Annotated in this window: 30 protein-coding genes; 4 read left to right on the forward strand and 26 right to left on the reverse strand. The window is 56.1% G+C overall.

Translation table 11 applies throughout. The annotated features are described in order from the left end of the window. On the forward strand, positions 1-795 hold the full coding sequence (locus DY252_RS16350; RefSeq protein WP_064788437.1) for a DUF5131 family protein: 795 nt from the start codon (positions 1-3) through the stop codon (positions 793-795). On the opposite strand, the gene DY252_RS16355 is transcribed toward DY252_RS16350, so the two are convergent. From DY252_RS16355 to DY252_RS16455, 20 genes are all read right to left on the reverse strand, one after another. After that, positions 767-1,678 (reverse strand): three-Cys-motif partner protein TcmP, encoded by a 912-nt coding sequence (locus DY252_RS16355; protein WP_082923424.1) that lies wholly within the window; start codon positions 1,676-1,678, stop codon positions 767-769. The genes DY252_RS16350 and DY252_RS16355 overlap by 29 nt on opposite strands. A 266-nt stretch (positions 1,679-1,944) precedes the next feature. Beyond that, complete coding sequence (locus tag DY252_RS16365) at positions 1,945-2,415, reverse strand: helix-turn-helix domain-containing protein (RefSeq protein ID WP_064788439.1); 471 nt, start codon at positions 2,413-2,415, stop codon at positions 1,945-1,947. A 136-nt stretch (positions 2,416-2,551) separates the two neighbouring features. Further along, positions 2,552-3,040, reverse strand: a complete 489-nt coding sequence (locus DY252_RS16370; protein ID WP_064788440.1) for a 3TM-type holin — start codon at positions 3,038-3,040, stop codon at positions 2,552-2,554. A gap of 175 nt (positions 3,041-3,215) precedes the next feature. After that, positions 3,216-3,680, reverse strand: coding sequence for a cell wall hydrolase (locus tag DY252_RS16375; RefSeq protein ID WP_064788441.1), 465 nt, complete (start codon positions 3,678-3,680; stop codon positions 3,216-3,218). After that, a complete protein-coding gene (locus DY252_RS16380) occupies positions 3,673-3,996 on the reverse strand; it encodes a hypothetical protein (protein WP_064788442.1) in 324 nt (107 codons plus the stop codon). The genes DY252_RS16375 and DY252_RS16380 overlap by 8 nt, the downstream gene beginning before the upstream one ends. Before the next feature lie 86 nt (positions 3,997-4,082). Further along, positions 4,083-4,505, reverse strand: coding sequence for a DoxX family protein (locus DY252_RS16385; protein ID WP_064788443.1), 423 nt, complete (start codon positions 4,503-4,505; stop codon positions 4,083-4,085). A 327-nt stretch (positions 4,506-4,832) separates the two neighbouring features. Beyond that, the gene (locus tag DY252_RS16390) at positions 4,833-5,138 is read right to left on the reverse strand and encodes a hypothetical protein (RefSeq protein WP_008890208.1); all 306 of its coding nucleotides are present in this window, start codon (positions 5,136-5,138) and stop codon (positions 4,833-4,835) included. Positions 5,139-5,445: 307 nt separating this feature from the next. Continuing rightward, positions 5,446-6,954, reverse strand: coding sequence for a phage terminase large subunit (terL, locus tag DY252_RS16395; RefSeq protein ID WP_064788444.1), 1,509 nt, complete (start codon positions 6,952-6,954; stop codon positions 5,446-5,448). A 104-nt stretch (positions 6,955-7,058) separates the two neighbouring features. Further along, positions 7,059-7,322: a hypothetical protein gene (locus DY252_RS16400; RefSeq protein WP_064788445.1), complete on the reverse strand. Its 264-nt coding sequence runs from the start codon at positions 7,320-7,322 to the stop codon at positions 7,059-7,061. Between the two features lie 125 nt (positions 7,323-7,447). Beyond that, positions 7,448-7,765, reverse strand: a complete 318-nt coding sequence (locus DY252_RS16405) for a hypothetical protein (RefSeq protein ID WP_064788446.1) — start codon at positions 7,763-7,765, stop codon at positions 7,448-7,450. Positions 7,766-7,774: 9 nt separating this feature from the next. Further along, entirely contained in the window at positions 7,775-8,881 is a 1,107-nt protein-coding gene (locus DY252_RS16410) for a phage head spike fiber domain-containing protein (RefSeq protein ID WP_064788447.1), read from the reverse strand. A gap of 47 nt (positions 8,882-8,928) precedes the next feature. Further along, positions 8,929-10,332 carry a hypothetical protein gene (locus tag DY252_RS16415; protein WP_064788448.1) on the reverse strand — a complete coding sequence of 468 codons (1,404 nt, stop codon included), beginning with the start codon at positions 10,330-10,332 and terminating at the stop codon, positions 8,929-8,931. A gap of 36 nt (positions 10,333-10,368) precedes the next feature. Further along, complete coding sequence (locus tag DY252_RS16420; protein ID WP_064788449.1) at positions 10,369-10,815, reverse strand: hypothetical protein; 447 nt, start codon at positions 10,813-10,815, stop codon at positions 10,369-10,371. Next, complete coding sequence (locus tag DY252_RS16425) at positions 10,815-12,737, reverse strand: phage tail protein (protein WP_064788450.1); 1,923 nt, start codon at positions 12,735-12,737, stop codon at positions 10,815-10,817. Before DY252_RS16425 ends, DY252_RS16420 begins: the two co-directional genes overlap by 1 nt. Positions 12,738-12,741: 4 nt before the next feature. Beyond that, the gene (locus tag DY252_RS16430) at positions 12,742-13,320 is read right to left on the reverse strand and encodes a phage connector family protein (protein ID WP_064788451.1); all 579 of its coding nucleotides are present in this window, start codon (positions 13,318-13,320) and stop codon (positions 12,742-12,744) included. Between the two features lie 67 nt (positions 13,321-13,387). Next, entirely contained in the window at positions 13,388-13,990 is a 603-nt protein-coding gene (locus DY252_RS16435; RefSeq protein WP_064788452.1) for a phage tail protein, read from the reverse strand. A 64-nt stretch (positions 13,991-14,054) separates the two neighbouring features. After that, a complete protein-coding gene (locus DY252_RS16440) occupies positions 14,055-14,666 on the reverse strand; it encodes a hypothetical protein (RefSeq protein ID WP_064788453.1) in 612 nt (203 codons plus the stop codon). Between the two features lie 89 nt (positions 14,667-14,755). Beyond that, positions 14,756-15,304 carry a phage tail protein gene (locus tag DY252_RS16445; protein WP_064788454.1) on the reverse strand — a complete coding sequence of 183 codons (549 nt, stop codon included), beginning with the start codon at positions 15,302-15,304 and terminating at the stop codon, positions 14,756-14,758. Positions 15,305-15,411: 107 nt separating this feature from the next. Next, on the reverse strand, positions 15,412-15,687 hold the full coding sequence (locus DY252_RS16450; protein WP_064788455.1) for a hypothetical protein: 276 nt from the start codon (positions 15,685-15,687) through the stop codon (positions 15,412-15,414). 39 nt (positions 15,688-15,726) lie between these two features. Next, complete coding sequence (locus tag DY252_RS16455; RefSeq protein ID WP_064788456.1) at positions 15,727-16,542, reverse strand: phage capsid protein; 816 nt, start codon at positions 16,540-16,542, stop codon at positions 15,727-15,729. Positions 16,543-16,821: 279 nt separating this feature from the next. On the opposite strand from DY252_RS16455, the gene DY252_RS22700 reads away from it, so the two are divergent. After that, positions 16,822-16,950: a hypothetical protein gene (locus DY252_RS22700; protein WP_269451512.1), complete on the forward strand. Its 129-nt coding sequence runs from the start codon at positions 16,822-16,824 to the stop codon at positions 16,948-16,950. 6 nt (positions 16,951-16,956) lie between these two features. On the opposite strand, the gene DY252_RS16460 is transcribed toward DY252_RS22700, so the two are convergent. The 6 genes from DY252_RS16460 to DY252_RS16485 all read right to left on the reverse strand — a co-directional run bounded on the left by DY252_RS16460 (position 16,957) and on the right by DY252_RS16485 (position 20,757). Then, a complete protein-coding gene (locus tag DY252_RS16460) occupies positions 16,957-17,607 on the reverse strand; it encodes a capsid assembly protein (RefSeq protein WP_064788457.1) in 651 nt (216 codons plus the stop codon). 21 nt (positions 17,608-17,628) lie between these two features. Beyond that, complete coding sequence (locus tag DY252_RS16465) at positions 17,629-17,901, reverse strand: Bbp19 family protein (protein WP_064788458.1); 273 nt, start codon at positions 17,899-17,901, stop codon at positions 17,629-17,631. Continuing rightward, entirely contained in the window at positions 17,901-19,460 is a 1,560-nt protein-coding gene (locus DY252_RS16470; protein WP_231959683.1) for a portal protein, read from the reverse strand. Before DY252_RS16470 ends, DY252_RS16465 begins: the two co-directional genes overlap by 1 nt. A 2-nt stretch (positions 19,461-19,462) precedes the next feature. Next, positions 19,463-19,699, reverse strand: coding sequence for a hypothetical protein (locus DY252_RS16475; protein WP_064788459.1), 237 nt, complete (start codon positions 19,697-19,699; stop codon positions 19,463-19,465). 108 nt (positions 19,700-19,807) lie between these two features. After that, entirely contained in the window at positions 19,808-20,329 is a 522-nt protein-coding gene (locus DY252_RS16480; RefSeq protein ID WP_082923425.1) for a hypothetical protein, read from the reverse strand. Continuing rightward, entirely contained in the window at positions 20,317-20,757 is a 441-nt protein-coding gene (locus DY252_RS16485) for a hypothetical protein (RefSeq protein WP_064788460.1), read from the reverse strand. Before DY252_RS16485 ends, DY252_RS16480 begins: the two co-directional genes overlap by 13 nt. 469 nt (positions 20,758-21,226) lie before the next feature. Between DY252_RS16485 and DY252_RS16490 the strand changes: the two genes are divergently transcribed. Beyond that, positions 21,227-21,484 carry a hypothetical protein gene (locus tag DY252_RS16490; protein ID WP_064788616.1) on the forward strand — a complete coding sequence of 86 codons (258 nt, stop codon included), beginning with the start codon at positions 21,227-21,229 and terminating at the stop codon, positions 21,482-21,484. A 161-nt stretch (positions 21,485-21,645) separates the two neighbouring features. Further along, on the forward strand, positions 21,646-22,266 hold the full coding sequence (locus DY252_RS16495) for a S24 family peptidase (protein ID WP_064788461.1): 621 nt from the start codon (positions 21,646-21,648) through the stop codon (positions 22,264-22,266). The last annotated feature ends 97 nt before the right edge of the window (positions 22,267-22,363 follow it).

Raw genomic sequence — 22,363 nt, forward strand, 5'->3', positions numbered from 1 at the left:
ATGGCCGAGACGGAAATCGAATGGACCGACGCAACTTGGAATCCGGTTGCAGGGTGCAGCATTCAGTCAAGCGGTTGCAAAAATTGCTATGCTATGCGCATGGCAAAACGCTTGGAAGCGATGGGTGTCGATAAATACAACGGCTTAACTAAAACAGTGAATGGCAAGGCTGTTTGGACCGGAAAAATCCGCGAGGACGAACAAGCTCTTGAAGCGCCTTTAAACTGGAAAAAGCCGCGAAAAATATTCGTCAACTCGATGAGTGATTTGTTCCATGCAGACGTGCAGGAAAGCTTTATTCATGCCGTTTGGCAAGTCATGCGGCAAACACCGCAACACAACTATCAAATTCTAACGAAGCGCCCTGACCGCATGCTCGGAGTACTGAGCGGAAAAGACTATCCCGTCTTGCCAAATGTTTGGCTCGGAACGAGCGTTGAGAGCCGTGACGTAGTTGAACGTATTGATTATCTGCGCAAAGTCCCAGCCGCAATTCGCTTCATTTCATTTGAACCACTTATTGGCTCCGTCGGTCCTACCGACTTGTCCGACATTCATTGGGCTATTGTAGGCGGCGAAAGTGGACCGAATGCGCGCCCAATCAAAGAAGCATGGATTGATGAAATTCATGATCAATGCGCGATTTATGATACGGCATTCTTCTTCAAACAATGGGGCACATGGGGGTCCGATAACAAGAAGAGATCAAAGAAAGCCAACGGTCGCGTTTATCGGGGCCAAACATGGGATCAGATGCCAGAAAACGCTATCTCATCGTCTTTTTTAGGTGTTTAACGATACCGCTTGCAACGGCATGAGCCTTTGGGCTTGGGTTAGATAGTGTGAAAAAGAGAGAATACAACTGAGCACCTGTCGGCCCATAGAGCTGGATTGGATCAGAAACCCAAGCTGTAAAAACGGTCTTTAGGCGTTCTTTCACGTACTCTTCCAGTGCCTGAACATCCTTTTCCCTGACCAACTCCTCGGTTTGATCAAACAAGCCAAACTGAGTTTTCGGTTGATAGAAAACACTCCGCCACTCATCGGTTCCCAAACATTTATTCAAAGCACTTATCTTTGAGTCATCAACACTGGACCAATTTTTAGCAGCTTGTCGATACAGCCCAGAAATTGGGAACAAGAACCAAAGATCTATTGCTTGAGTTGCTGCAATTGCTTGCAAGGTTTCCCACTCAACTTCCATACCATACGGGTCAAGAAATAGAACAGCGCGAGTTCCCCAAGGCCCTCCTGACTTTTTCCAATTAGTTTTCCGACAAATAGATGTAACTATCGCGTTTGCATCTCCCTCGATACATTTAGCTACCTTCTTCGGATAGTCTTTTACGAGTTCGTTCAATGCCTGAACATGCTTCGGGTTCTTATCTATAAATATGTGCTCGTCAAAACCATCTTCGATATCGAGCACAAGCCTGACTGAACCTGGAACATCAATTGATTGTGGTTGCTCTCCAGCAAAAAGAGGCACATCCCCCTGAAGCTGAGTTCTACTCCCGGTTCCAGCAAACGCATCGATATAGATGTTCTTGAACTGCGACTTGCGCATAGTGATCAGGTAAGAATCCAGATAACTCTTCACAATTTTGAGCTTGAGCTCAGTGTGCTTCCCGCCAAATTTGTGCTCAGGTATCATTAGCTTCCACCATCTATCGCTCATATGAGGAAGAACATTAGAAACCTTTAGTGTTAACGTATACTAAAAAAACAACCAGCAGATGCCGCCTAATACAACCCGATTCCGGGTCAACACGAAGTCCATTATCCGCACTCCGCGTAACGACACTCCTTCACCCCCAATGCAATGCCGCAGATCGGGCTAGTATTGACGAGCACTGCGATGATTGCGAGGGCTTGGAGTGGCGTTAAGATGATCGCATGAGAAAAGAGGAAGTCCCCTTCTTTGCTCCGACAGGTCATCTGCGCCTAGTACCCTTTCAAAAGAAGCTCTGCGTCCATTTTTGCCAGTTCTGACAAGGCTTCGCGACGCTCTGCATCCCGGGCTGTTTTATAGGCAAACAAATCCTCGGCCTTGATCCGACGATGCCGTCCGACTGTGGCATACGGGATGTCGCCGGCTTCAAGCAGCTTGATCAGATAGGGCCGGGAGACATTGAGCAAATCTGCCGCCTGTTGCGTCGTCAAATCTGCCGAAAGCGGGATCATCTGAAATCCCTGACGGCTGGATACCAGACGCAGCAACGCCATCAGGCTTTCCGTCAAAGCCGGGCTTAGAGTAATCGTTTCCGGTTTCCCATCACCGGGCATGACGGTCAGCTTGGTATCCTCACCATCCTTGGTCTGCGACGCAATAATCTGGCGGAGCTGATCGGCAGTAGCGCTTTCAATTTGCGTGGGCAATCTACCGCCAAAATCGTCTTTGCGAATTGCGGACATAGTGCAATCTCCATTTCACTTTCCGGCGCCAGCCTGCAATTTTTCTACAAATTTCTACAAATTTTCTTGTAGCTTTCTTACTTATACACACCCGCCCTTCTATTCGCAATATTCGAAACAAACGAAACATTCGAAATCACGGTAATTTCTTATCCGCACTCCGCTTAACCACACTCACGCCCAGAACACCCAACGCAATGCCCCAGATCGGGCTGGTATTGACCAGCGCTGCGATGATCGCCGGGGCCTGAAGCGGGGTCAGGATGATGGCCGCTGCAATCGCGCCCATGGTCATGATCCAGGTGAGTGCGACGGCGTAGCCGAAGCTCGGGCGCCAGCGCCTAACAAACGCATCTTCGCTGGCAACCTCCGCACGGATGGTGCGATTGACCGATTTAAGCGTTTCGGTATCGCGCGCCAGTTCGATTTCGGCCATACGTTCGGTGTGGCGGTTGGCCGCAGTGATTTGCTCCGGGGTGACGTCGCCCTTGGTGACGGCTTTTTCCACCTGTTTAAGGCCCTCGGCCGCCGTTTTGGCAATCGGGTTGTCGATATGATCAAGCCCCGCCCCCACCGCCTTCATCAAAAGCGGCAGGCCGATCTGGGCAAGCAATGCTGGGATCATTTTGCACCTCCATCAAATTCGGGGCATCCCGCCGATGGTCGGGATTGTCGGTAAGGCGTGACGAAAAGGAGCATTGGCGAGAACCGGCGCGCAGCGTACGTTTGAGTACGTGAGCACCGGAAGCGCAGCCAATGGTTCTTTGCAGTCCGTCTTGGCGGCAATAGCGGCCATCGGACTAGCCGATGTTTTTGTAGAACAGATGATTGCCAATTTCGGCTACCGGCACATGGCCGCGTGCCCAGAACGGATCCACCGCATGGGTGTGATAGTGGGTGGCACCCTCGGTCTGATCGGGAAGCTCCCCCGCCACCGCGCGTTTGGCGATGCGTTTGCACAGACGGTAGGCCGGGTCGCGCGGGCTAAGCGCCAGAAGCTTCTTGCGATTTGGGTCCGCCTTGTTCCAGCAGGAAAACTGTGCCGGTTTCAGGCACACCGATTTGATGTCATTGCCCCACCAATACCGCCCGCGAGATTGCGCAAACGCCACGCGATTGAGAATCACGGATGCCACCGCCTCAATCCCGGCAAGCTCTTCGCCGCGCGCCTCGCCATATAGCGTTCGGGCAAGGACTTCGACCTCGGGCAACGTCCCCGGATCAGTGATCGGCAATGTATCGGGTCGGATCAATGTATCAGTCATGAATCAGGTCCTTTTTGCTCGGGGGTGCAGGCATGTCGAGCTTGGCCTCAATCCGGAGCAAATGGCCGGTCAGGCGCTTTTCGACATCCTTGAGATAGGGGATGGAGACATAGTTGCGTGCGACATCAAGCTTGAACGCCGCCAGTGCATCGCGCAGATCAGACGTGTCTGTCTCCTCGCGCGTGCGCATCTGTTCCATACGGCCAAGCAGTTCGGATCGCATCCGCCATTGCAGCCAGAACAAGCTGGCGACAGCAGGAATTTCAACAGCCGTGATCCACCAGATCACATCCACAGGCTGGTTCAGATCGTTCATCGGGGCCTCGTCATCAGGTCAAAGAAAAACCCCCAAACCGGAAGGTCTGCGGGTCCATAAAATCGGGATATGCCGTCAATGACGGATCAAGCTGAAAGCCCTGCAATCTTGCGTCGAAGATGACTGGTGATCGCCGCAGCCATCAGGCCGCCAATCACCACAATATGTTCAAGGGCAAAGAACATGGAAATCTGTGCCTCTGCCCCGGTCTTGTTCCAGAATGTATGGACAATCAGGATGGTCAAGAACAGGAAACCGCCCAGAATCCCGGCGGCCAGCCAGACAGCCCGGTCGATCAGGATCAGAACAGCACCCGCCAAAAGCGTGATGATTACAAGGACGTTGAAAAGTGCTGCTGGCGCAAGCCTGGCGGCCTGCATTTCTGCCATGCCTCCGTCAAAATCGATCAGCTTCGCCAGGCCGGAGGCAAGAAACATCACCACCAGACACAACCTTGCTAAAAACCAGAACCACCGGCTTTCGAGAATTCCTGAAATCACTTTCTGCATAACATGCCTTTGCTTACATCATGTCGCCCGAGATCCGGCGACCAGAGCCGGGCACCCTAAAACCTGAACTTAAGTTAAGGTAAAGCATAATTTTCCAATATTTTTCAGTATGATAGAAGATTACACTCAGGATTATACCGCAAAGAAAAACCCGCAAACCAGAAGGCTTGCGGGTGAGTTCAAGGACGTCATCACGGCCAGGGTATCTCCCTTGGCTTAGATGGTCGGCATAAAACAGTTGCTGGCAACAGGCGGCGCGCAGATGGGGTTTGCGCGTTTCATGCCCGGCCAAAGACCACAGCACAGGAGGCAGTCAAATCATGCCCTCTAGGCGGCTGGTCCCTTGAGCTTTTCTTCCAGGTCCTGCCAGGCCTCGCCAGAGGCGACAAGGCAGCTTGGGCCGGACGGATAGGTAAACAGGATGGTCCAGGTCTGGCCATCGGGCGCTTTGAGCACCTCGATCACGCCACCATTGGACGTCACGCCGACCGCGACCGGTTCTTCGGAATATTTTGCGCTCAGGCTGTCGATCACCTTGGATCGATCCCCGCAGACGGGGGATGCCGAGGCTGGGGTATGTGTTACTGCAACGGCACCTGCCACCACAGCAATCAAGCTCAGTGTTTTCAACATGGTCAGGCCTCCTGGCAGTCAGGTGCGCCCACATGGACGTCTTGTTTTCCTGTACTGCAAAATCAATCAACAAATGATCTTTGGCCGCTTCCTTGTGCCGGCTTCATGGGCCGGGACCCGTCTTTTTCTGGCTTCGAAAACTCACTTTAGTATAGGATAAAAAATTCCTTACTATTCTTTCATATAATAAACGTAGGGACCAAAGCTGAATTTTCCATGAATATTTCACAAATGTGATACAGACCTGCGCTAACCATTTGGCATTGTGAGAAAGTTTTTTATTCCCTCACGGATTGAAGACCCGTTCTCACGGGTTGAAATGGCTATCGGCCCGGAAAATCCCGCTTTGTGCCCGCCAGTCAGCGCGTTTGACCGGCATATCGACCCGTGGCAAACGCACCGGATCATGCAAAATACAGCCCGCCACCGCATCAAGCCCGTCATCGGCACTTTTGTTGGCATTGCTGTTATCGGGATGCCAATCGCGCATCTGGCGCAGAAACGGTGTCTGGCAAACAGCGCGATGGACATGCAGCAATCCTGCCCCCATCACCGCGCCAAACGCATCCTCGATCCGGGTGGCCTTGTTGGTAACCTCATGATGTTCTACGACGCTTGCCGCCCATCCGATTGATTTCAGTTCACGCCGAAGGATATTGGGCAGGAACCGGCCAATGCCATTGGTCTCGACCCGGACCGACGGCAAGTGATGGCGCGCCATAAATTCTGCGACCTGCGCACAAAGCTGGCTGGCCTCATCGCGCCAGGGCATATCGCCGTTTGCCGCCGGTGCACTCGGATTAGACGCCCGCAACCACGCGATATCCTGCAGCCAATATTCCCCCTGATCGCAGATATAAACACAGGCCACCACCGCCCCGTCGCCCCGAAGCGACCCGAAACTCGGATCAAAATGACAGGCACTCGCCACCATGGTGCGCCCGCCAATCCGAAGGCTCATGCGGCCATTGCCATGGGTGATCTCGGCCACGTCGTCGTAAAACCGAAGTGACGCCGGATCGAGGATGCCTGCCACCGGGGCCATCATTTCAAGCATCATCTGGCTTTGAAACTTGCGCTCTGGCGTGCGGGCCCGCATGGCATCAATCGCGGCTGCGTCAAACCGTTCCGGCCAGTTTGATGTCCCGTCCTTATTGACGATGGGAAGCTCAAAGCGTGAAAAACCGGCAAGGAACGGGGCGACTTCCCCGATTTCAGTTCGCGCTTCATCGGCATAGATCGAGTAATAGCTGTGCGGGGTGCCGACATAAAGCTGCGCACCGCTTGGCCCCAGCACATAGGCAATCTCGCCAAGCTTTTCGCGCAGCTCGGCACGTTTATGGGCGGTGTCGCTGTTTTTCGGCACCTCGACATCATCGCAAATCACCAGATCAGCACGCGATCCGGTAATGTTGCCGCCAATGCCGACGGCCTGCATCGACGGATCACGCAACACAGCCGTTCGCGCCACGGTAAACCGCTCACTGCCCCAATCGATCAGCTTTTCGGGCAACAGGGCCCCCATCAGCGGATGGCGTTCAATCACGCGCTTGACGTTGCGCACCATCTTTTTCGCCAGATCAAGATCGGCGGCCAGAACCAGAATGCGCAAGTCGGCATCGCGATAAAGTAGCCAGGCACAAAACAACCCGACCAGTGTCGACTTGCCGGAATTGCGAAACGCCATCAAAAGCATTTCCCGCTTGCCCGACTGCCAGCAGTCCTCAAGCCAATCGGCCATCTTGCGGTGATGGGCCGGCAGGCTGAGCCCCAAAATCTGATCCCAGATCCAAACGAATTCGGCGAAGCTTGCCATTTGCTCGATCCTCGAAATGATCAGATTTCTTTATCTTGAATACAAAAAGGCATTCGGCGACGCATGCCGCCGAATGCCCTTCACATCACGATGAGAATTGCGGGTCAGAGGTTTGTACAAACCCCAAATTTGCTTTCCCAGGACTTGCCCTTGGATTTGTCCTTGCAGTTATGGGCATCACGGTTACTCAGAACCTTGCCTGTGCAATTTTTAGCAGACCAGCATTTCTGCCTTTGGGTCGCGCCCTGCACCTGTTCAATCAGGCTGTCTTCCGAGCTCGAACTTGTCGATTCCTCGTCACCACCATTGGCAAATGCAGGGCTTGCCATAAACATCAGGCTGGCAAAAACAATCATCGCATTTTTCATGGTCTGTCCTTTCTAAAGTTAGGCATTTATCGCTGCGCGACCTATGCCGGCAGCTTTCAAGGACGTCTCGACAATCACGGATGTGATACCATCACACAAAGATCACAATGCTTTACGCCAATCCCTCAGCTGGCACCTTCAAGCGCCTCCTTCGCTTTGGCGATCAAATCGCTGGTGTTCATTGCATTGTCCGCGCCGTCGTCTTCCCCGGCACCCTGCCCCTCAGACGCCCAACGCAGCAGTTTGATCAAACCATCAAGATGCCCAAGGGCGGTTTTGCACGCCGCCTGATGCGCATTGAAATCCTTGGCTTCGCGCAGAAGCGCTGCCTGCTGTGCCGCCCGACGATAGGCATTACGCACCCGTTTGATGTGATCGGGCAAATCGCGCAGCAGTTCCGCTCGCAAGGTGGCGATTGGATCGGTGTTTTCCGTCTCACGCATCGCCCATCCTCAGACAGTTGAAAGCTCTGACAACCGCGCATTGGAAAGCTTTTCCGGCCAATAGGCGAGATTGCGGACATGGCCGTTCAGTGCCTTGTCGGTTCCGCCAAAGGAACCCAGCACGATATTGGAAAAATTGCGCGGCATGGCAAAGCCGTCCGGCGAGGACAGCACCACACCATCCAGCCCCACCGAAATCACATCATCATCCCACGCCAGCGCAATGCGATGACGGCTATCCTTAGAAAGTGTGCCATAAAGCGACTGGGTGACGACCGGCACACCAGCCGAGCGCAGCGAAATGCGGAGCTGATTGGCATCGCTGTCATAGCCAAGATCAAGGTGATCATCATTAAGGCTGCTGGAATAAAGCTGCACGATCCGCCAGATGCCATCCCAATCGGACGCGGTATGGATATCAAACGCCAATGTGCCCCGGCCTTGCGCGAACCAGTCGCCCGGATCAAGCCGCACATCATCGCACGTTCGTGCGGCCGGAATGCCGTTGCTGATGATATCACTGGTCGGCGCAGGCCCCGCTTCAAGCTGGGCATTCCAGATCAGGATGGAGGCCGGAAGCGCAGTTATGGCAGTGCTGATTTTCGGATAGCGGGTCGCACCGGATGCCGGTTCGGCGATCCACACCCGCTGCCAGTTTTCATCAAGCGTAAAGCCATGCGCGGACGGCCCGTCAATCCCGCCAAGCGTGATGTCAGCCGTGCCCGAAACCGCACGCATCCAGACGGCAAAGCTATAGGTTTCACTGGCCACAAGCCCGCCGACATTCTGATACAGGCCATCCGCACCCGCCGCACTGCCCGGCAGATCAAGCTGCATCGCGGTTTGGCTGCCATCCGGGGCGGCGATTGTGCTGGCACCTACCACCACACCGCTGTTCTTTTCCCAAAGCGCATTGTCAAAGGCAGGTGAGTAGCGCAGCAGGTTGGTCGCCGCCCCCTCGATCAGAAGGCCCAGGCGACGGCCTAGCCGATCATGATCATAGGCCGGTTCATCAATCGCGCGGGTTTCAAGCAGGCCATTTGGGCCACGAACAAGCTTGGTACTGGCGCGCGACACGTTCATGCAGGCCGCAAGCGGCTGATAACGCAATCCCATTGGATGCATCTCCGTTCATTTGGCATGTGATGGATGGCGGCGTTGCGTCAGCCGCCAATGCGATGAATGTGACACCAGGTCAAAAGGCCGCTTGCGCCAATGTCGCGTGTTTGCGCATCACTATGCGACAGGCGCAGGCGCAATCCGGAGCCGGGCGAGGGATTAATCCGGGCAATGCCATTGAGGCGCAAACTGTGCGCCGCCCCGCTGCCCATGGCGGTGATATCATTGGCCTGCAAGTGGCTCGACCAATCGGTGCCGTCAAAGCGTTCGAGCGACAAAGTGGTAAAGACCGACTGGTCGGTAATCGGGAAACGCACCCCGATATCAACATGATAAAAGCCCGGCGGCAGGCCGGTGATGCCATGCACAGCACTGTCATAAAGCCCGTGGCTGTCTTCAATCACCTGATCCCATTCAACCAGAAACGCCCCGCCCGCCGGAATGGATTGGCTGGCCACTCGCAGAAGCTTCACCACCGGGCCGCTTTCATGGATCGGGGCAGCAAACCAGCGCGTGCCATCACAGACCAGATCGACCATGTCGCCGCGTGTCGGCAACGGATAAACGGTTACCTCCGCCCCGCCATTGGTCGGGCGAATGACGTCGCCGGATGCGGTCGTAATATCGACCATCGTGCCATCGCCGTTAAACACCCGAAACCGAACGCCATTGCGCGCAAGCGATGCCACCGGCAAGGTCAATTGCGCCCCACTGGAAAGCCTGACCAGCGATCCGGTTTCGCGGATATCCATGATCCGGTTGACCGGCGCGTCAATCACCGGCATGCGGCGCTCATCCTCCCACGCCAGCAGATCGCCACTGCGAAAATCAAGGTTAAGCATCGCCGAGGCGTGGGATCGTTCAAACGACGCGGCTGCGATTTCGGACCGGCTTTCCGCGGCCTCGGCCCGGTTGGCGGCATCCTGCGCCTGATGTGCCTTGATGCTGGCCACCGCGATTGCGTCCGCACTCGGGCCATTGGCAAGCCCATCCCCCGCGTCGTTCCAAATGAGCGCCCGACCGGGTTCAATAACCGGCAGCGCCGCCGATACCCCGTCCCCTTGCCCCGCGCCAAAGCGCAACGTGCCGGTTAACGCCCGATCGACATCGCCAAGGGCGGCAGTCATGAAATCAAGATCACGCTCCAGCGCATCACCGCGCGGGATCGACATGGCATCAAAGCTGCTGAGCCGGCGCAAATGCAAATGCCGGGCGATGGTGATCGTGGTGGCATTGACAGGCGGGGTTTCAAATCGCACCAAACCACCCCCGCCCTGATCGCTCGGCGTTAACGCAATGTGAAACCCGGTGTCGGTTTCCGTGCCATTGATGGCGACCCGGATATCCCCGGCATCAAACACATCAAAATCAAACGGAAATGTGTCACGCGCGCCATCGCCAACAAAGGCAATGCTGGCACGAACCTGATTGGCAAAAACAGCCCCCATCGCGTACTCCCCCCTATAAAAGATCACCCCAGAAACTCAGCCCCAGCCGTCACGCTTGGAAAACCAGGCATTCAGCCTTGCGACCGTGTCATCCTGCGAAGATCGCAACAGCGACTTTTCCCGCCAGGCGGCCTGTTGATTGATCCGCGTACGCCTGCGCGCCGTTGCATCGGCGGCAAGATCACCGTCCTGCCGGGCGGCTTTTTCATAGCCCGCCAGCACCGCACTGGCTGATCCCGATCCACCCGCCATAAGCCCCGATGCCCCCTGCCGGGCCCGGATGGTGGCCTGACGCCGACGTAGATCTTCCGCTCGTTGGGCGGCGTCTTCGCGTTCGCGGGCTTCGATTTCAGCCAGATCGGCCTTGCGGGCGGCCTCGCCTTGATTGATCCTGCTTTGCGTATTGGCCTGATCAGCGCTAATCCGTTGTCCGGTTTGCAACACCGATGCCGCCATCGGCACGATTGATGTAAATCCACCCATCAGTCATTCACCCCCATTTCACTGGCCGCACCGAGCAATAAAAAAGGCCGGGGCAAGTCCCCGGCGATGCGCCATAATCCGCTTTTAACTGTCCCGCCGCTGCCCCGCCGCCAGCCAAGCGCGCGGAGCGTAATATCCCCGCTATAGAGCGCATCTTTGTCATCGGCGGAAACCGGAAGCGCCACATCGCGCAATCCCCGGCCGGTATCGACGCGAAGCTGCCCGGTTTCCTGCAAACGCAAGGTCACCGAGACTAGCCGCACGGCATTACCGCCATGCGGGCGGCTGCCATCCGATGCGGCCGGCGGCAGGGCATAAATTTCGTGGGTAAAGGGCAAGCCGACCTCGATTTCCGGCACCGCCCCAATACTCTCAGGTAAGGTGATCGTGCCCCCGGCAACCCGGATGTCATCGGCAAGAACGCCATCGTGCCAAACGCTGACATCAAGGCCATCCAGTGCATCAAGATTGCCCCAATGTCGGCGCGGTGCTTCGCCCTCGGCCACCGCTTGGCGGCGATACAGATCGAAACCGCATGCCGGGTCAAACACACCCAGGAAATAGCGCCCGTCGCGTTCCAGCACGACATAGACATCCCCGCCGGATACCGAAATTGACCTGAAGGCACAGCCCGCAACCGATTGCGCCGACCAGGCAGTGATGGCTTCACTGCGATACAGTGTCAGGGTTGCAAGCGAACCATCGCGCATCACCACATGCAAAAGCCGTCGATCCGGATCAAAGGCCTGATCAATCGGATGATGGATCAGATGGCGTGACAGCAAGGCAAGGTCGGCCGATCCATAAGCCTGCTCGGCATCGGCAAACAGGAATTCGCGAATTTCGCGCCCGCTCCGCCCGGCAAAAAGCGTGGCACCATCGACATTGACCAGTGGCACGGTGCGATCACTCTGGCTGCCGATCCGGGTCTGGCGCGTGACCTGCACATTGGCCGGTGTCAGCGGATCACCCGTCACCATCCATTCCGATCCGCTGGTAAAGACCTGTAAATGACGCCCGGCGAAAATGCCGGTAATCGCATTGACCTGATCGGCCAGAAGCGCAAATTCAATCGCCTCGTCATCAAGCCCTTCGCCCAGCTCGAAATTAAACAGATCACCGGATTTCGACATCCACAACCGGTTGGGCAAATCCCGCGATCCGCCAATGATCATCCGGTCCTGGTGAAAGGTCACGCTGCGCGGCCAGCCGCGCACATCGGAAAAGGCCTGCTCGACAAAATCAACCGTCGCATTGGCATTGGGCAGGGCCTGTTTCAGGGCGATGGTGGCAGACCGGCCATTGGCAACGCTTTTGATTTCGCCCTCAATCCCCTGAATCCGCCAAAGCGTCCCGACATGACCCGGCACGAACACATCCATACTGGCGGTCACCGTGACCGTCCCGCTGGTACCCGACGGGGTCAGGGTCGCAGCCGGATCACCGAACTTGTAGTAAGGCTGACTGGTTCTCAAATTGGTTTCGCGCCAGGCCCACAGGCTGGTTTGCCAGGTCCCGTCGCCCGTGCGCGTGATCCGCACCGGTTTGGCATCGGGATGCACGACCAACAGCGTATCGGCACTTTGCGTCCAGTTCAAAAGATCATGGTGTTCGACCCCAAACGTCGTTTCAAACCAGATTGTCTCGACCCCGTCTTCAAACACAAGCGCCCGTTTCTCGCCAAAGCCCAGCAGATAGGTCTGCTCGGTATTGAACTCGAACTGGATCAGACGCGCGGGTTCCGGCAATTCATCAATCAATCGAATGCCGGGACGCCGACGCACCCCGCCCGATGGCTCGATAAACACATTGCGCAGCCGCGCCGCACCATTGGCATAGGCACTCAGATCGGATCGCCCCCACAATTCCGGGGCCAGCTCACCCGTCGAAAAGGTATTTTTCTCCAGAACGCGGCGGGCCATGGACTCAGTTCCTTGCAGAAATCAGGGAAAAATCATCAATTGCATGCGGGGTCGATTGCTGCGCATCGGCAAGCCTTGCTTCGCGCAACTGGTCCTCGGCCCGCTTGAACAGGTATTCCGCACGTGTGCTGCTTTCGGTCAGTGGCAGGCAAAATTCGGCCGCCAGCCGCGCCATCAGCGCCAGATCAAACCAGGCCGGAAAGCTGCCCTCGGGCAAACGCGCGACATAGCTTAGATACGCACTGTCCCCCGCCACCAGAACCGCCTGATCACGCAACTCGAACTGCGCAATCTTGCCGCCGTCATGTTCAAGCGACAGCAAGCGGATAAAATCGCGCGGCAAGGCAAACAGTGCACTGCCATCCTTGGGCGACGTTGCCGCATCATCCTCGGCCAAGCGCGACAACCAGGCCCCTCGCCCGGCAAACCGCCACGGATAGCCCGCCAGCATTCCGTCCCGCACGGTGGGATACAGCATCCGGGCAATCTCGGCCTCGGCGACGTCTTCCTCAAAAGACGAAATCGGCGCCGCCCCGATCATCACCAATGCGCGTGCACACAACGCCACATCACTTAACGCCATCGTGTTCCCCCAAACAAAAACGGAGCCCGGAAAACCGGGCTCCGCCAATAAAAGTCAGCTGCCAGAGTTAAGACGCCGACGGGTAAAACGCCTTGATCGCGTAAGTCATCGCGACGTTGCGTGGGCGGGTTTCGTCACCGCCAAAATCTCCAGTATTGCCTCCAGCGAATGTACCCGATCCCGCGATAGCAACCCGATAAGGGTATGTCGAACCATGAGAGTTGATTGGACCGGTTTGCCCATTGTTGGAATGACTGTGCTGTTTAACTTCATCCCCTTGGAGGGAACCAAATGTCCGACCAGCGTCAACACCACGACCTTCATCGAAGCCGCGCACGAACTCACCGCGCAGGTCCGGCAGATTGAAGGTCGAAACCTGATCACCGTGCCCCCAAAGCGTGCCAATGGTGGCAAACAGATCGGCATATTCGGTGCGTGAAATGGCTGAACCATCACACACCAACCAACCATTCGGCGGGGTTGGCATCGCAAACGCCAAAACAGAACCGATTTCACTGCCAGCGATAACGCCACCACCGCCAGAGCCACCACCTGCAATCAGCGTTTCGATGGCCTGAAGCAGCTGGGTGTCGTCCATGCGGTCAGGTGCAATATCTGCCGCCAGAACAACATTGAGAACTTCACTTTCGACCGGACTAAGACACTGCATAAAGTTTCTCCAACATTAGCCAAAAAAGAACCCCGGCAAGCAAGCCCTGCCGGGGATAATTCAATCAAACCCACTCAATGATCACATAACCATCAACGCCATAGTTACCCGAGTAATCCGGCGCGGGGTCTGCAGTTGTGGTGCCGCCCGCACCGACAACAACCTGCAACGTCTCCCCCGGCAGCACGGCGAATTCCTTTATCGCCAATCCGCCATTTCCGCCTGCACCACCGGTTAGGCCATCTTGGGACGTCGTACCGTTACCCCCCGGTGAGCCTTGCCCGACAAGGTTCACATCACCGTTGGTTGCACCACCATGTGGCGCAGAAATAGCCGTTGTTTTTGCTGACCAGCCGCCTTTTCCACCCTCAGCAATAACTACTTCCTGGTTATAGGTAACGCTGGACGCCTGTCCGTCTTCGGATTGTTCACCGATTCTGTAGCCATTTAGACCCCCACCGCCACCGGCACCGGCAACAGTTACGCGGAGTTTCGTGACACCTTCAGGCACGACAAATGATCCGTCTTCGGTGAAATACTGACGGATTGGTAGAGAAGCCGTCGCAATCTTTTGAATCGCCTGCAGTAACTGGGTCTTGTCGTCGCAATCAGGCCAGATGCCTGCACCCTGAATCACGTTTAGAACTTCACATTCCACTGGGGTTGAACCCTGCATGGGCAGTCTCCTTGGTTGGGTAAAAGAAACCCCGGCAACGGTTGTTGCCGGGGCGAGAGAAAAGGTATGATTTGGTTCAGGGGCTGGCATCAGGCCGCAGCAGGTTGCGCTGCCTTGATCGCGTAGGTAACCGCCACGTTGCGCGGGCGGGTTTCGGTGCCGACACGGGCATTCGGGGAATTGGCGCTGTCAAACAACAGCCTGTTCTGGTCGTTGATGCCGGAAGTTGCGTCGGTGGTGCCGGGCTGGTGCGAGTAGCTAAATACACCCTCGGGCGAGTTGAAGCGGCTTACAACACCAATACCACCTGTGATCTGTTGCATCTGATCAAGCTGCGCCGATGCAAACACTCGCTCGTCGTCCACACCACGCCCGGCATCAAAGCCGCGCAGGAACTCACCGCGCAGATCTGGGATATTGAAGGTCGTACTGCCGTCACCTTCGCCCCAAACGATGCCGAGTGCGGCAAACAGATCGGCATATTCCTCACGAGAGACCGCAGACCCATCACAGATCAGATAGCCGTCCGGCACGGTCTGGGTGGCAAAGGCATGGATGGAAGCAATCGGCACCTGAAGACCCGCAATCTGGGCGGCATCAAATTCGGTGCAGATCGTAATCTTGTTACAGTTACACATGGGCAATCCTTGTTCTGGTCAAAAGAAACCCCGGCAACATCTGTCACCCGGGCGAGGTTGAGGGAGGATGAAAAGGGTTGGATTGGGTTGGGTCGGATCGCCCCGGATCAGTCGGTGTTTGACGTACCAACCGCTGTCATATCGCGGACATCAACGCCATTTGCACCGGAGCTTGCAACGACGAAAAGGCCGCCGGACATGGTCGCGTCGCGGTTGGTGTTGGCGATGATGAAATCGCCGACGCGCAGCATGTCACGGGCCTCAAGGAAGTAATCGGCGGTATCGACGTCAGCCGCGACGTCGGGGGTGATGTAGTGCCACAGCGTAAAGCCGTTGGCATAGGCCAGAACACTGAGGTTTCTGGCTTTGAAACCTTCTGCCATTTTGGGTCTCCTTGGTTCGGAAAAAGTCGGATCAGGGGGTTATTCCTGTGCCTGCAAGCACACCACGCCATCGCCATCAATGAGCGTCGCGCCCTGGCTCATGGAGTTGTTGACGAAGTGCGCGGCGTGATCGCCATGCCAGGTGATGTCGGACTGGACGTCTGATCCGATGGCATGACCAATGGCGGTGCGGTGATACCAGAAGCAGGACCGGATGCCGCTTGCCACCGGTAGGCCGGAATGGGGCATCCAAAGGGTGCCGAGCCAGCGTTTGGCCTGTGTGCCCTTCCACGGCAAATCGTCATCGCCGATATAATCCGATCGCGAAAACTCATCGATCAGAAGCAACTCCGACCACTGTTTCCAGCCGACGATCGCATAACGCTGCCCGTCATCGGGCACGTCCCGGTCGCCAAGGCCTTCGAACGCCATCATTACCTTATCAAGGGTCATCCCCTCGGTATTATCGGGCACCACATCATCGGCCCCGACCAGCGCATTGATGATCAGCTCGTCGGTCTTGCGGCCAAGCGCATAGGCCCCGGCATTGGCCAGAACCATCTTTTCGTCATGGTTGATTTTAAGCTCATCAAGCGCATCGACCCAATCCCCGGCATAGTAATCACGCAGGTCACAACGGACCGCCTCGTGATCGACATTCATCACCGGCACCTTGCCGTGCCGCGCCTTGGTGGTCGCCGTGCCCTTGCCGACTTTCTGGAAAACCGTCGTCGCGCCCTTGATCGCGTTTTTCACCCGCACCGTATTGCGCAGTTTTGATCCCATGCGTTGATAGGCCTGATGCACATCGGCCTGAAAATGGTCGATGAAGCTTTGATCAATCGTGGTTGTCATCGCCTTTTATCCCCTTGTTTCAGATATGATTTTGTCGTGATTGCAGGCAGCCGCCGGAGTTCAATTGCGCTGCCAAAAAGGGCCTGTGCCACAATTGCCCCAAAACCGGTCATTTTCCGGCCAAGGTTTGGTGTTTTAAGAGCGCTGTTACAGGGAACCTCATCCATCGAGGTTCCGTAGGACACGCGCTTGATTTGCCCCGACCTGTTGCACCCGACGGGCTTTTCTGCGCGGTCCAGTCCAAGACAAACAAGAAAACAAAGAAAAAGAGTATCTGCCGTGAAGAAGTCGGTTTTGCTTGTGTTCAGCCTGATCGGGCTGGGGGTTGCGGGCTATTTCCTTTTGCCGCTGACCCCGATCCCGGACTATGTCAACGCGGTCATCGACCGTGCCGACAAGCTGTTCTAGGCCGGACTACCCACTGGAAAGTCGGGCGAAATCCGCCTGTACCTCGGCCACAAGTGTTGGCTCACGATCCCGCCAATAACGCGGATCATTCATCTTGCGCCGGATGTCAGATCGAAGGTTCTCAGCCCCACCCCCGCCCTCGACTTTGCCCAGCGCTGCCTCGTTATTTTGCGCCATCATCCGGTGCATGGCACGCACGCCATCCGCCGTTTGACACAAGGTTTCAAAGGCGGTCTCTGGCAGATTGGCCTTGCCCCAGCTTTCGATTTTCGGTGCCAGTTTCTTCCAGCTTTCCGTGCCGCCAAACTCGGCCACCAGAGCCGCACGGTCGGTCGCGCGTTGTGCCGCCTGATCAAGATCGCCCAGAAGGGGTGAAAGCACCTCGCCCGCCAGATCATAGACCAACTGTGCCTGGGCATTGCTGAACCCTGCCGCATGCAGGCGCTGGTTCAGATCCGCATCAATCTCGCCGATACCATCGGCAAGCGAGATAGCGTAGGCATCCGGTGTTTCGGGCACCAGATCGGCGACATCTGCGGGATCAAGTTCCGTTTCTGGAACTTCGCTTTCGATATCGGGTAGTTCGGGTGTTTCTGCTGCTTCCGGGACTTCAGGAATCTCGGCTTCCGGCGCGAGAAGGTCGGGTTCGGTTGTCATGCGAAACTCCGTAAATTGGGTTCAAATAGCGTTTGGCGCGTGGTGCTCGTGATCCCCAGCGGAACAATCCGCCAGTCGCCTGATCTGTAACACCAACGCGCGTTTTCCTTCTCGCATCCAGATCGCCTTGTCACTTGCATCCGGGCCAAGCGCGGTATGCAGGAAATGACGTTCGAGATCGGCCAGAACCTTTGCCCCGGCGTCACGGGCAAAACAGGTCTGCCAGTGATCAGAGCCGCTTTCTGAAAGGCTTTCGTTTTCCGCCTCAAACCAGTCCCATCCATTCCCGGTCATCAAACAACCTCCGCAATTTCGGGCGGCAGGCTGGGGCGTAGCAGATGGTCAGGCACACCAAACTGATCGGCAAGCCAGCGGACCATGACCGGTAGATCGACCTCCGCCAAGGCTTCCGGCCCAAGACCCGCAATCCGCGACAGCCAATCCAGCGCCTGTCCCGCCTGCACCCGTTTGGGCAATTGCGCCAAGGGGGCGGCGTGACGCAGCACGACAACATCGCCATCCAGCGGGATATCGGGAAGCTCCCCGGTTTGGGTCAGGATATAAAGCGCACGCCGGATCAGCGGATAGAGCAATTCCGCCTGCAACCGGCCATAGGTTGCGCCCAGAAGCCGGGCGTTTTCGGACGCGCGTTCCAGCACCTCGGTCGCGGTCATGCCAGGTTGATCGGTTTGCCCCAGTCGGTCGGCCAAAAGGCAGCGCCGGATACGATCACGTAAATCAGACAGCACAAGATCCGACACATCAAACCGGCCGGGCGCGTCAAGCGGTGTAAGCCCCGACGATCCGACCGCCTTGGGGATGATGCTGCCCGGCACCAGCCGGATGGTGGCCGGGTTCAAAACGCCATCATCATCGGCCTGCCAAATCCCCGTCACCGCGATGGAGGCGTTTTTAAGCACCAGTTCCACCACCTTGTTGGCGGTTTTGATATCGGGCAGAGCCTTCATCACCGGCGACCGGCCATAAATCTCGCCCGGCGCCTTCATCCAGCGAAAGGCGATATAGGGCGACACATCAAACCGGTCGCGATAAATCAGATCGCCTGAATGGCCATCACCCTCTTCGCGGAAAACGCAAAGCTCATAGCCGGTTTTGCGATCGGTTGCGGGCAAGACGGCCTCAATCACACTGATGCGTTTCGGCGCGTTCTTTTCACCCGGATCATCGTCTGCCATCGTCTTGGCACCGGGCCAGGTCGCGGTGATTTCATCTCGGGTCAGCGCCAGCTTGCGAAACACCGCATCCATCTTGCCATCAGATCGTTCTTCGAATGCCAGATCGCGCAAGGGTACCGCGGTAAAACGCAAGGCAGACGGGCTTTGCAAATCCGCCTTTTCCAACCGCAAACACGCGGTTCCAGCCGTGACCAAATCCAGAAACGCCTGATGCATTTCCACTGCAAAGTTGGAACGATCAAAATGTCCCTGCAAAATCCTGACAGCCCGACCAAGCTGCTCTGTCAGGGCCTGCCGATCTGCATTGGCAACATTGCCGCCCGGTTCCAGCTCAAACCAACCGCCACCGGGCGGGGTGATTTCGGCCATCAGGCTGGCGGCAAGCTGTTCGACCGCATCCGATGCCGTGGCGTCAAACACCCGATCAAGGCGTTTGCCCCCACTTGTCTGATTACTGGCGGCGGCATTGCGCTGTGGCAGGGCAAATTCATAACAATCCTGCCAATGGGTCAGCCAATTGCGCCTACGTTCCATCGCCTTTTGAAAGCGGGCGCGCACCTGTGCGACATTGGCCCCGACATTGGCCCTGACACTGGCCTCGGCGTGCGCCTTGTCTTCAAGCTCGGGCTGCTGCCGATGCTTTTGCGATTTCGCCATGCCTATTCCCCCAACAGGTTTTTGCCACCACCGGCCTTGGCGATGCGGTCACTTAAAAGCCCGCGATAACTTGTTCCGATCAGGCTGGCACGACCATAACGACGGCGTTCCAATGCCTCTGTCCGGGCTGCACGTCCGGCGTCTTCGGCGCTGGTGTCGTCGTCTGTTTGCGTTACACTTTGTGGTGCAACCGATGGCGCAACACGCACCGGTTTCGGTGTTGAAAACAAACTGCCCATCGCTTTTCCTCCCGATCCCCCAAACGCGAAAACGCCCGCAAGGGTCGGAACCCTGCGGGCGCATCTGTGGCGTTGATTTGTCTCTTATGTCACATTAAAAAGAACAAATCAAGAACATTTTTCAGAAAAAAACACATCCTCGATTTGACTCGTTTCCATCCCGTTTTGCAGATGGCGATAAAGCTGCCAAGGGGTGATGACCCAAAGGCTTGAAATGCCCAGCAACCTTTTGACCAGTTCGACACAGCTCATCGGGCCAAACCGTACCTTACGGGTGATGGCGGCCGGATAAGACGCCCAGATACAGTGATAGCCAAGGCCACGATAATAGGCCGCCGGATCAAAGATCGGTGAGTAGCACCAGCTTTCACACCGCACCCGATGGCTTTGCGGATCAAGGCAAATCCATTCCCCGGCCCGCACCCCAGATACCAGCACGAAACAATGGCGAAAGCCCGGTTTCAGAATACGCAGCAACCGTTTTTCCGGTGCATCGGCAAAGACCACCAGCACCGAAACCTCGCGCCCCGAAGCAGATTGATCGGCCCAGTGATCCATCCATGGACCGGCGGAGTCCTCTGCTGTTTCAGCGGCTTTGGATTGTTTGAGCACGTTGGTTACATCCCGCATGGCGACAAATCCCCACCCAGTTCAACAACGCCGTCTTCATGGTGAAAGCTTTCATCACGGCCGCGTTTGACGATGCCGCGTGTGACCAACACGTTTTCAAGCGCCTCAAGGGCCTGTTGCCACAAATCGCCCTTGCCCTTTTCACGCGGATCACGCGGATCGGGTTCGCGTTCGACGAGGCCAAAATATTCCAGAACCTGCAAATGCCGGTCATTCAGAACACCACCCTTTTTAAGGCGCATCACCGCGTTATAGACATCGTCGGGATCACACGGGCGGACGACCTCGCCCGCATCAGCGACCACACGCGCACCTTCGATCCGGGCGGTTTGGCAGCGCACGAACCAGAACCATGCCTGCCGGGCACTGGAAAAGGGTGTGATGTCGCGCGCAGAGAGTGGTTTGGGAAAAAGTCTTTGTTCGGTCACGTCGCCCTCCTGCTGGATAATGCCTGTTCACCCCACCGGACCTGCAAACCGCCATTTACCGCGCCAAACCCTTGAAAAGGATACAGTTCTCCCGCCCGCGCATTTGTGATGCACGCCGGTGCGATGAATGGTTTGTGATGTCCCCAAGGGCGGTGTTCCGCCCGCGCATATCGACGGTTCTCGCCGTCTTTTCAGTCGGTCCCCGAAAGGCCCGACTTATTTCCAGATGCAATTCCGGTGTTGATATGCAAGCTATAATCCCTTTTTTGTTCTCATTGTAAAGGATTAATTTCCTATATTTATTTTTGATGCATTTGCAGCATCTTACACAACCAAAGCTCGATTTAGAGCAGGTATTGTGAGACACTTTTACTGCTGGACTCGCTCTGAAAAGCACGGTTTTGGGGGATTCATGAGATATTTCGCCTTACTCGCGGTTTTGTTCGTTGTGAGTTGCACAGGACAAATCATGAAAGGCTATATTGGCCAATCAATTACCGAACCGATATTGGATTATGGCCCGCCAATAAACATCATCGATCTTGACGATGGCCGCAGAGCCTATCAGTGGAACATCGTCGAAAGCGGCATAATACCGATATCGGGCCCCAATACTACGACCTACGTTCCCTACGCCGATTCCTGCATTCACACATTGACCGCAAGAAAAGTTGGCACGGATTACATTGTCGAAGAGCATCGTCAGACTAGTGTTTTTTGCGATTAGTGAGTTACGGCTAACTTTCCACATCACGACTTCCGTGGTGCGTTTACCGATGCTTTTCGACAGGAAACGGCGTGTAACCGGTTACTGGGACACTGATGCCTGTAGAATTCAGGAATTAATTCCTTCTTTCGCAATGGACATCCCTGCTGCTAGGATGCGCCATGATCAGACATCAGCAGATTTGGGCCGCCCTTGACCAGATCGCCGAGGACCATGGCTTGACGCCATCGGGACTGGCGCGTCTGGCACAACTTGACCCGACCACATTCAACCGGTCCAAACGCACGACCGCGCAGGGCAAGGCGCGCTGGCCGTCGACCGAGAGCATTTCCAAGGTGCTTTCCGTCACCGATGTCAGTTTCCGGGAATTTTCCGAACTGGTGGATGGCAACGGCGCCGGGCGCATTCCGGTGATTGGCTTTGCGCAAGCCGGAAATCGTGGTTTTTTTGATGATGCCGGATATCCTGTTGGTGGATCTTGGGAAGACATCACCTTTCCCGCCCTGCACGACCCAACCGCTTATGGGTTGCGGATATCAGGCGTTTCCATGGCGCCGGTATTTCGCGATGGCGATCTGATCATCGTAAGCCCGGCGTCAAACATCCGCCCCAAAGACCGCGTGGTTGTCAAAACCCATGAGGGCGAAGTCATGGCCAAGGAACTGGTCCGGCGCGGCGCGCTTGGTGTGGAGTTGAAATCCCTTAATCCCGATTTCGAAGACCGTTTTATTCCGGCAGAGGAAATCGACTGGGTCGCCCGTATTCTTTGGTGCAGCCAATAAGCATTCGAATAAGCCTTTGGCCTTTCGCGCACATTCGATGATTGATCTATTCAAATCCGCCCTGCGACACATTACATTTGGTCTTAGCACAAGAACG

The sequence above is a fragment of the Thalassospira indica genome (assembly GCF_003403095.1).
Taxonomy (GTDB): domain Bacteria; phylum Pseudomonadota; class Alphaproteobacteria; order Rhodospirillales; family Thalassospiraceae; genus Thalassospira; species Thalassospira indica.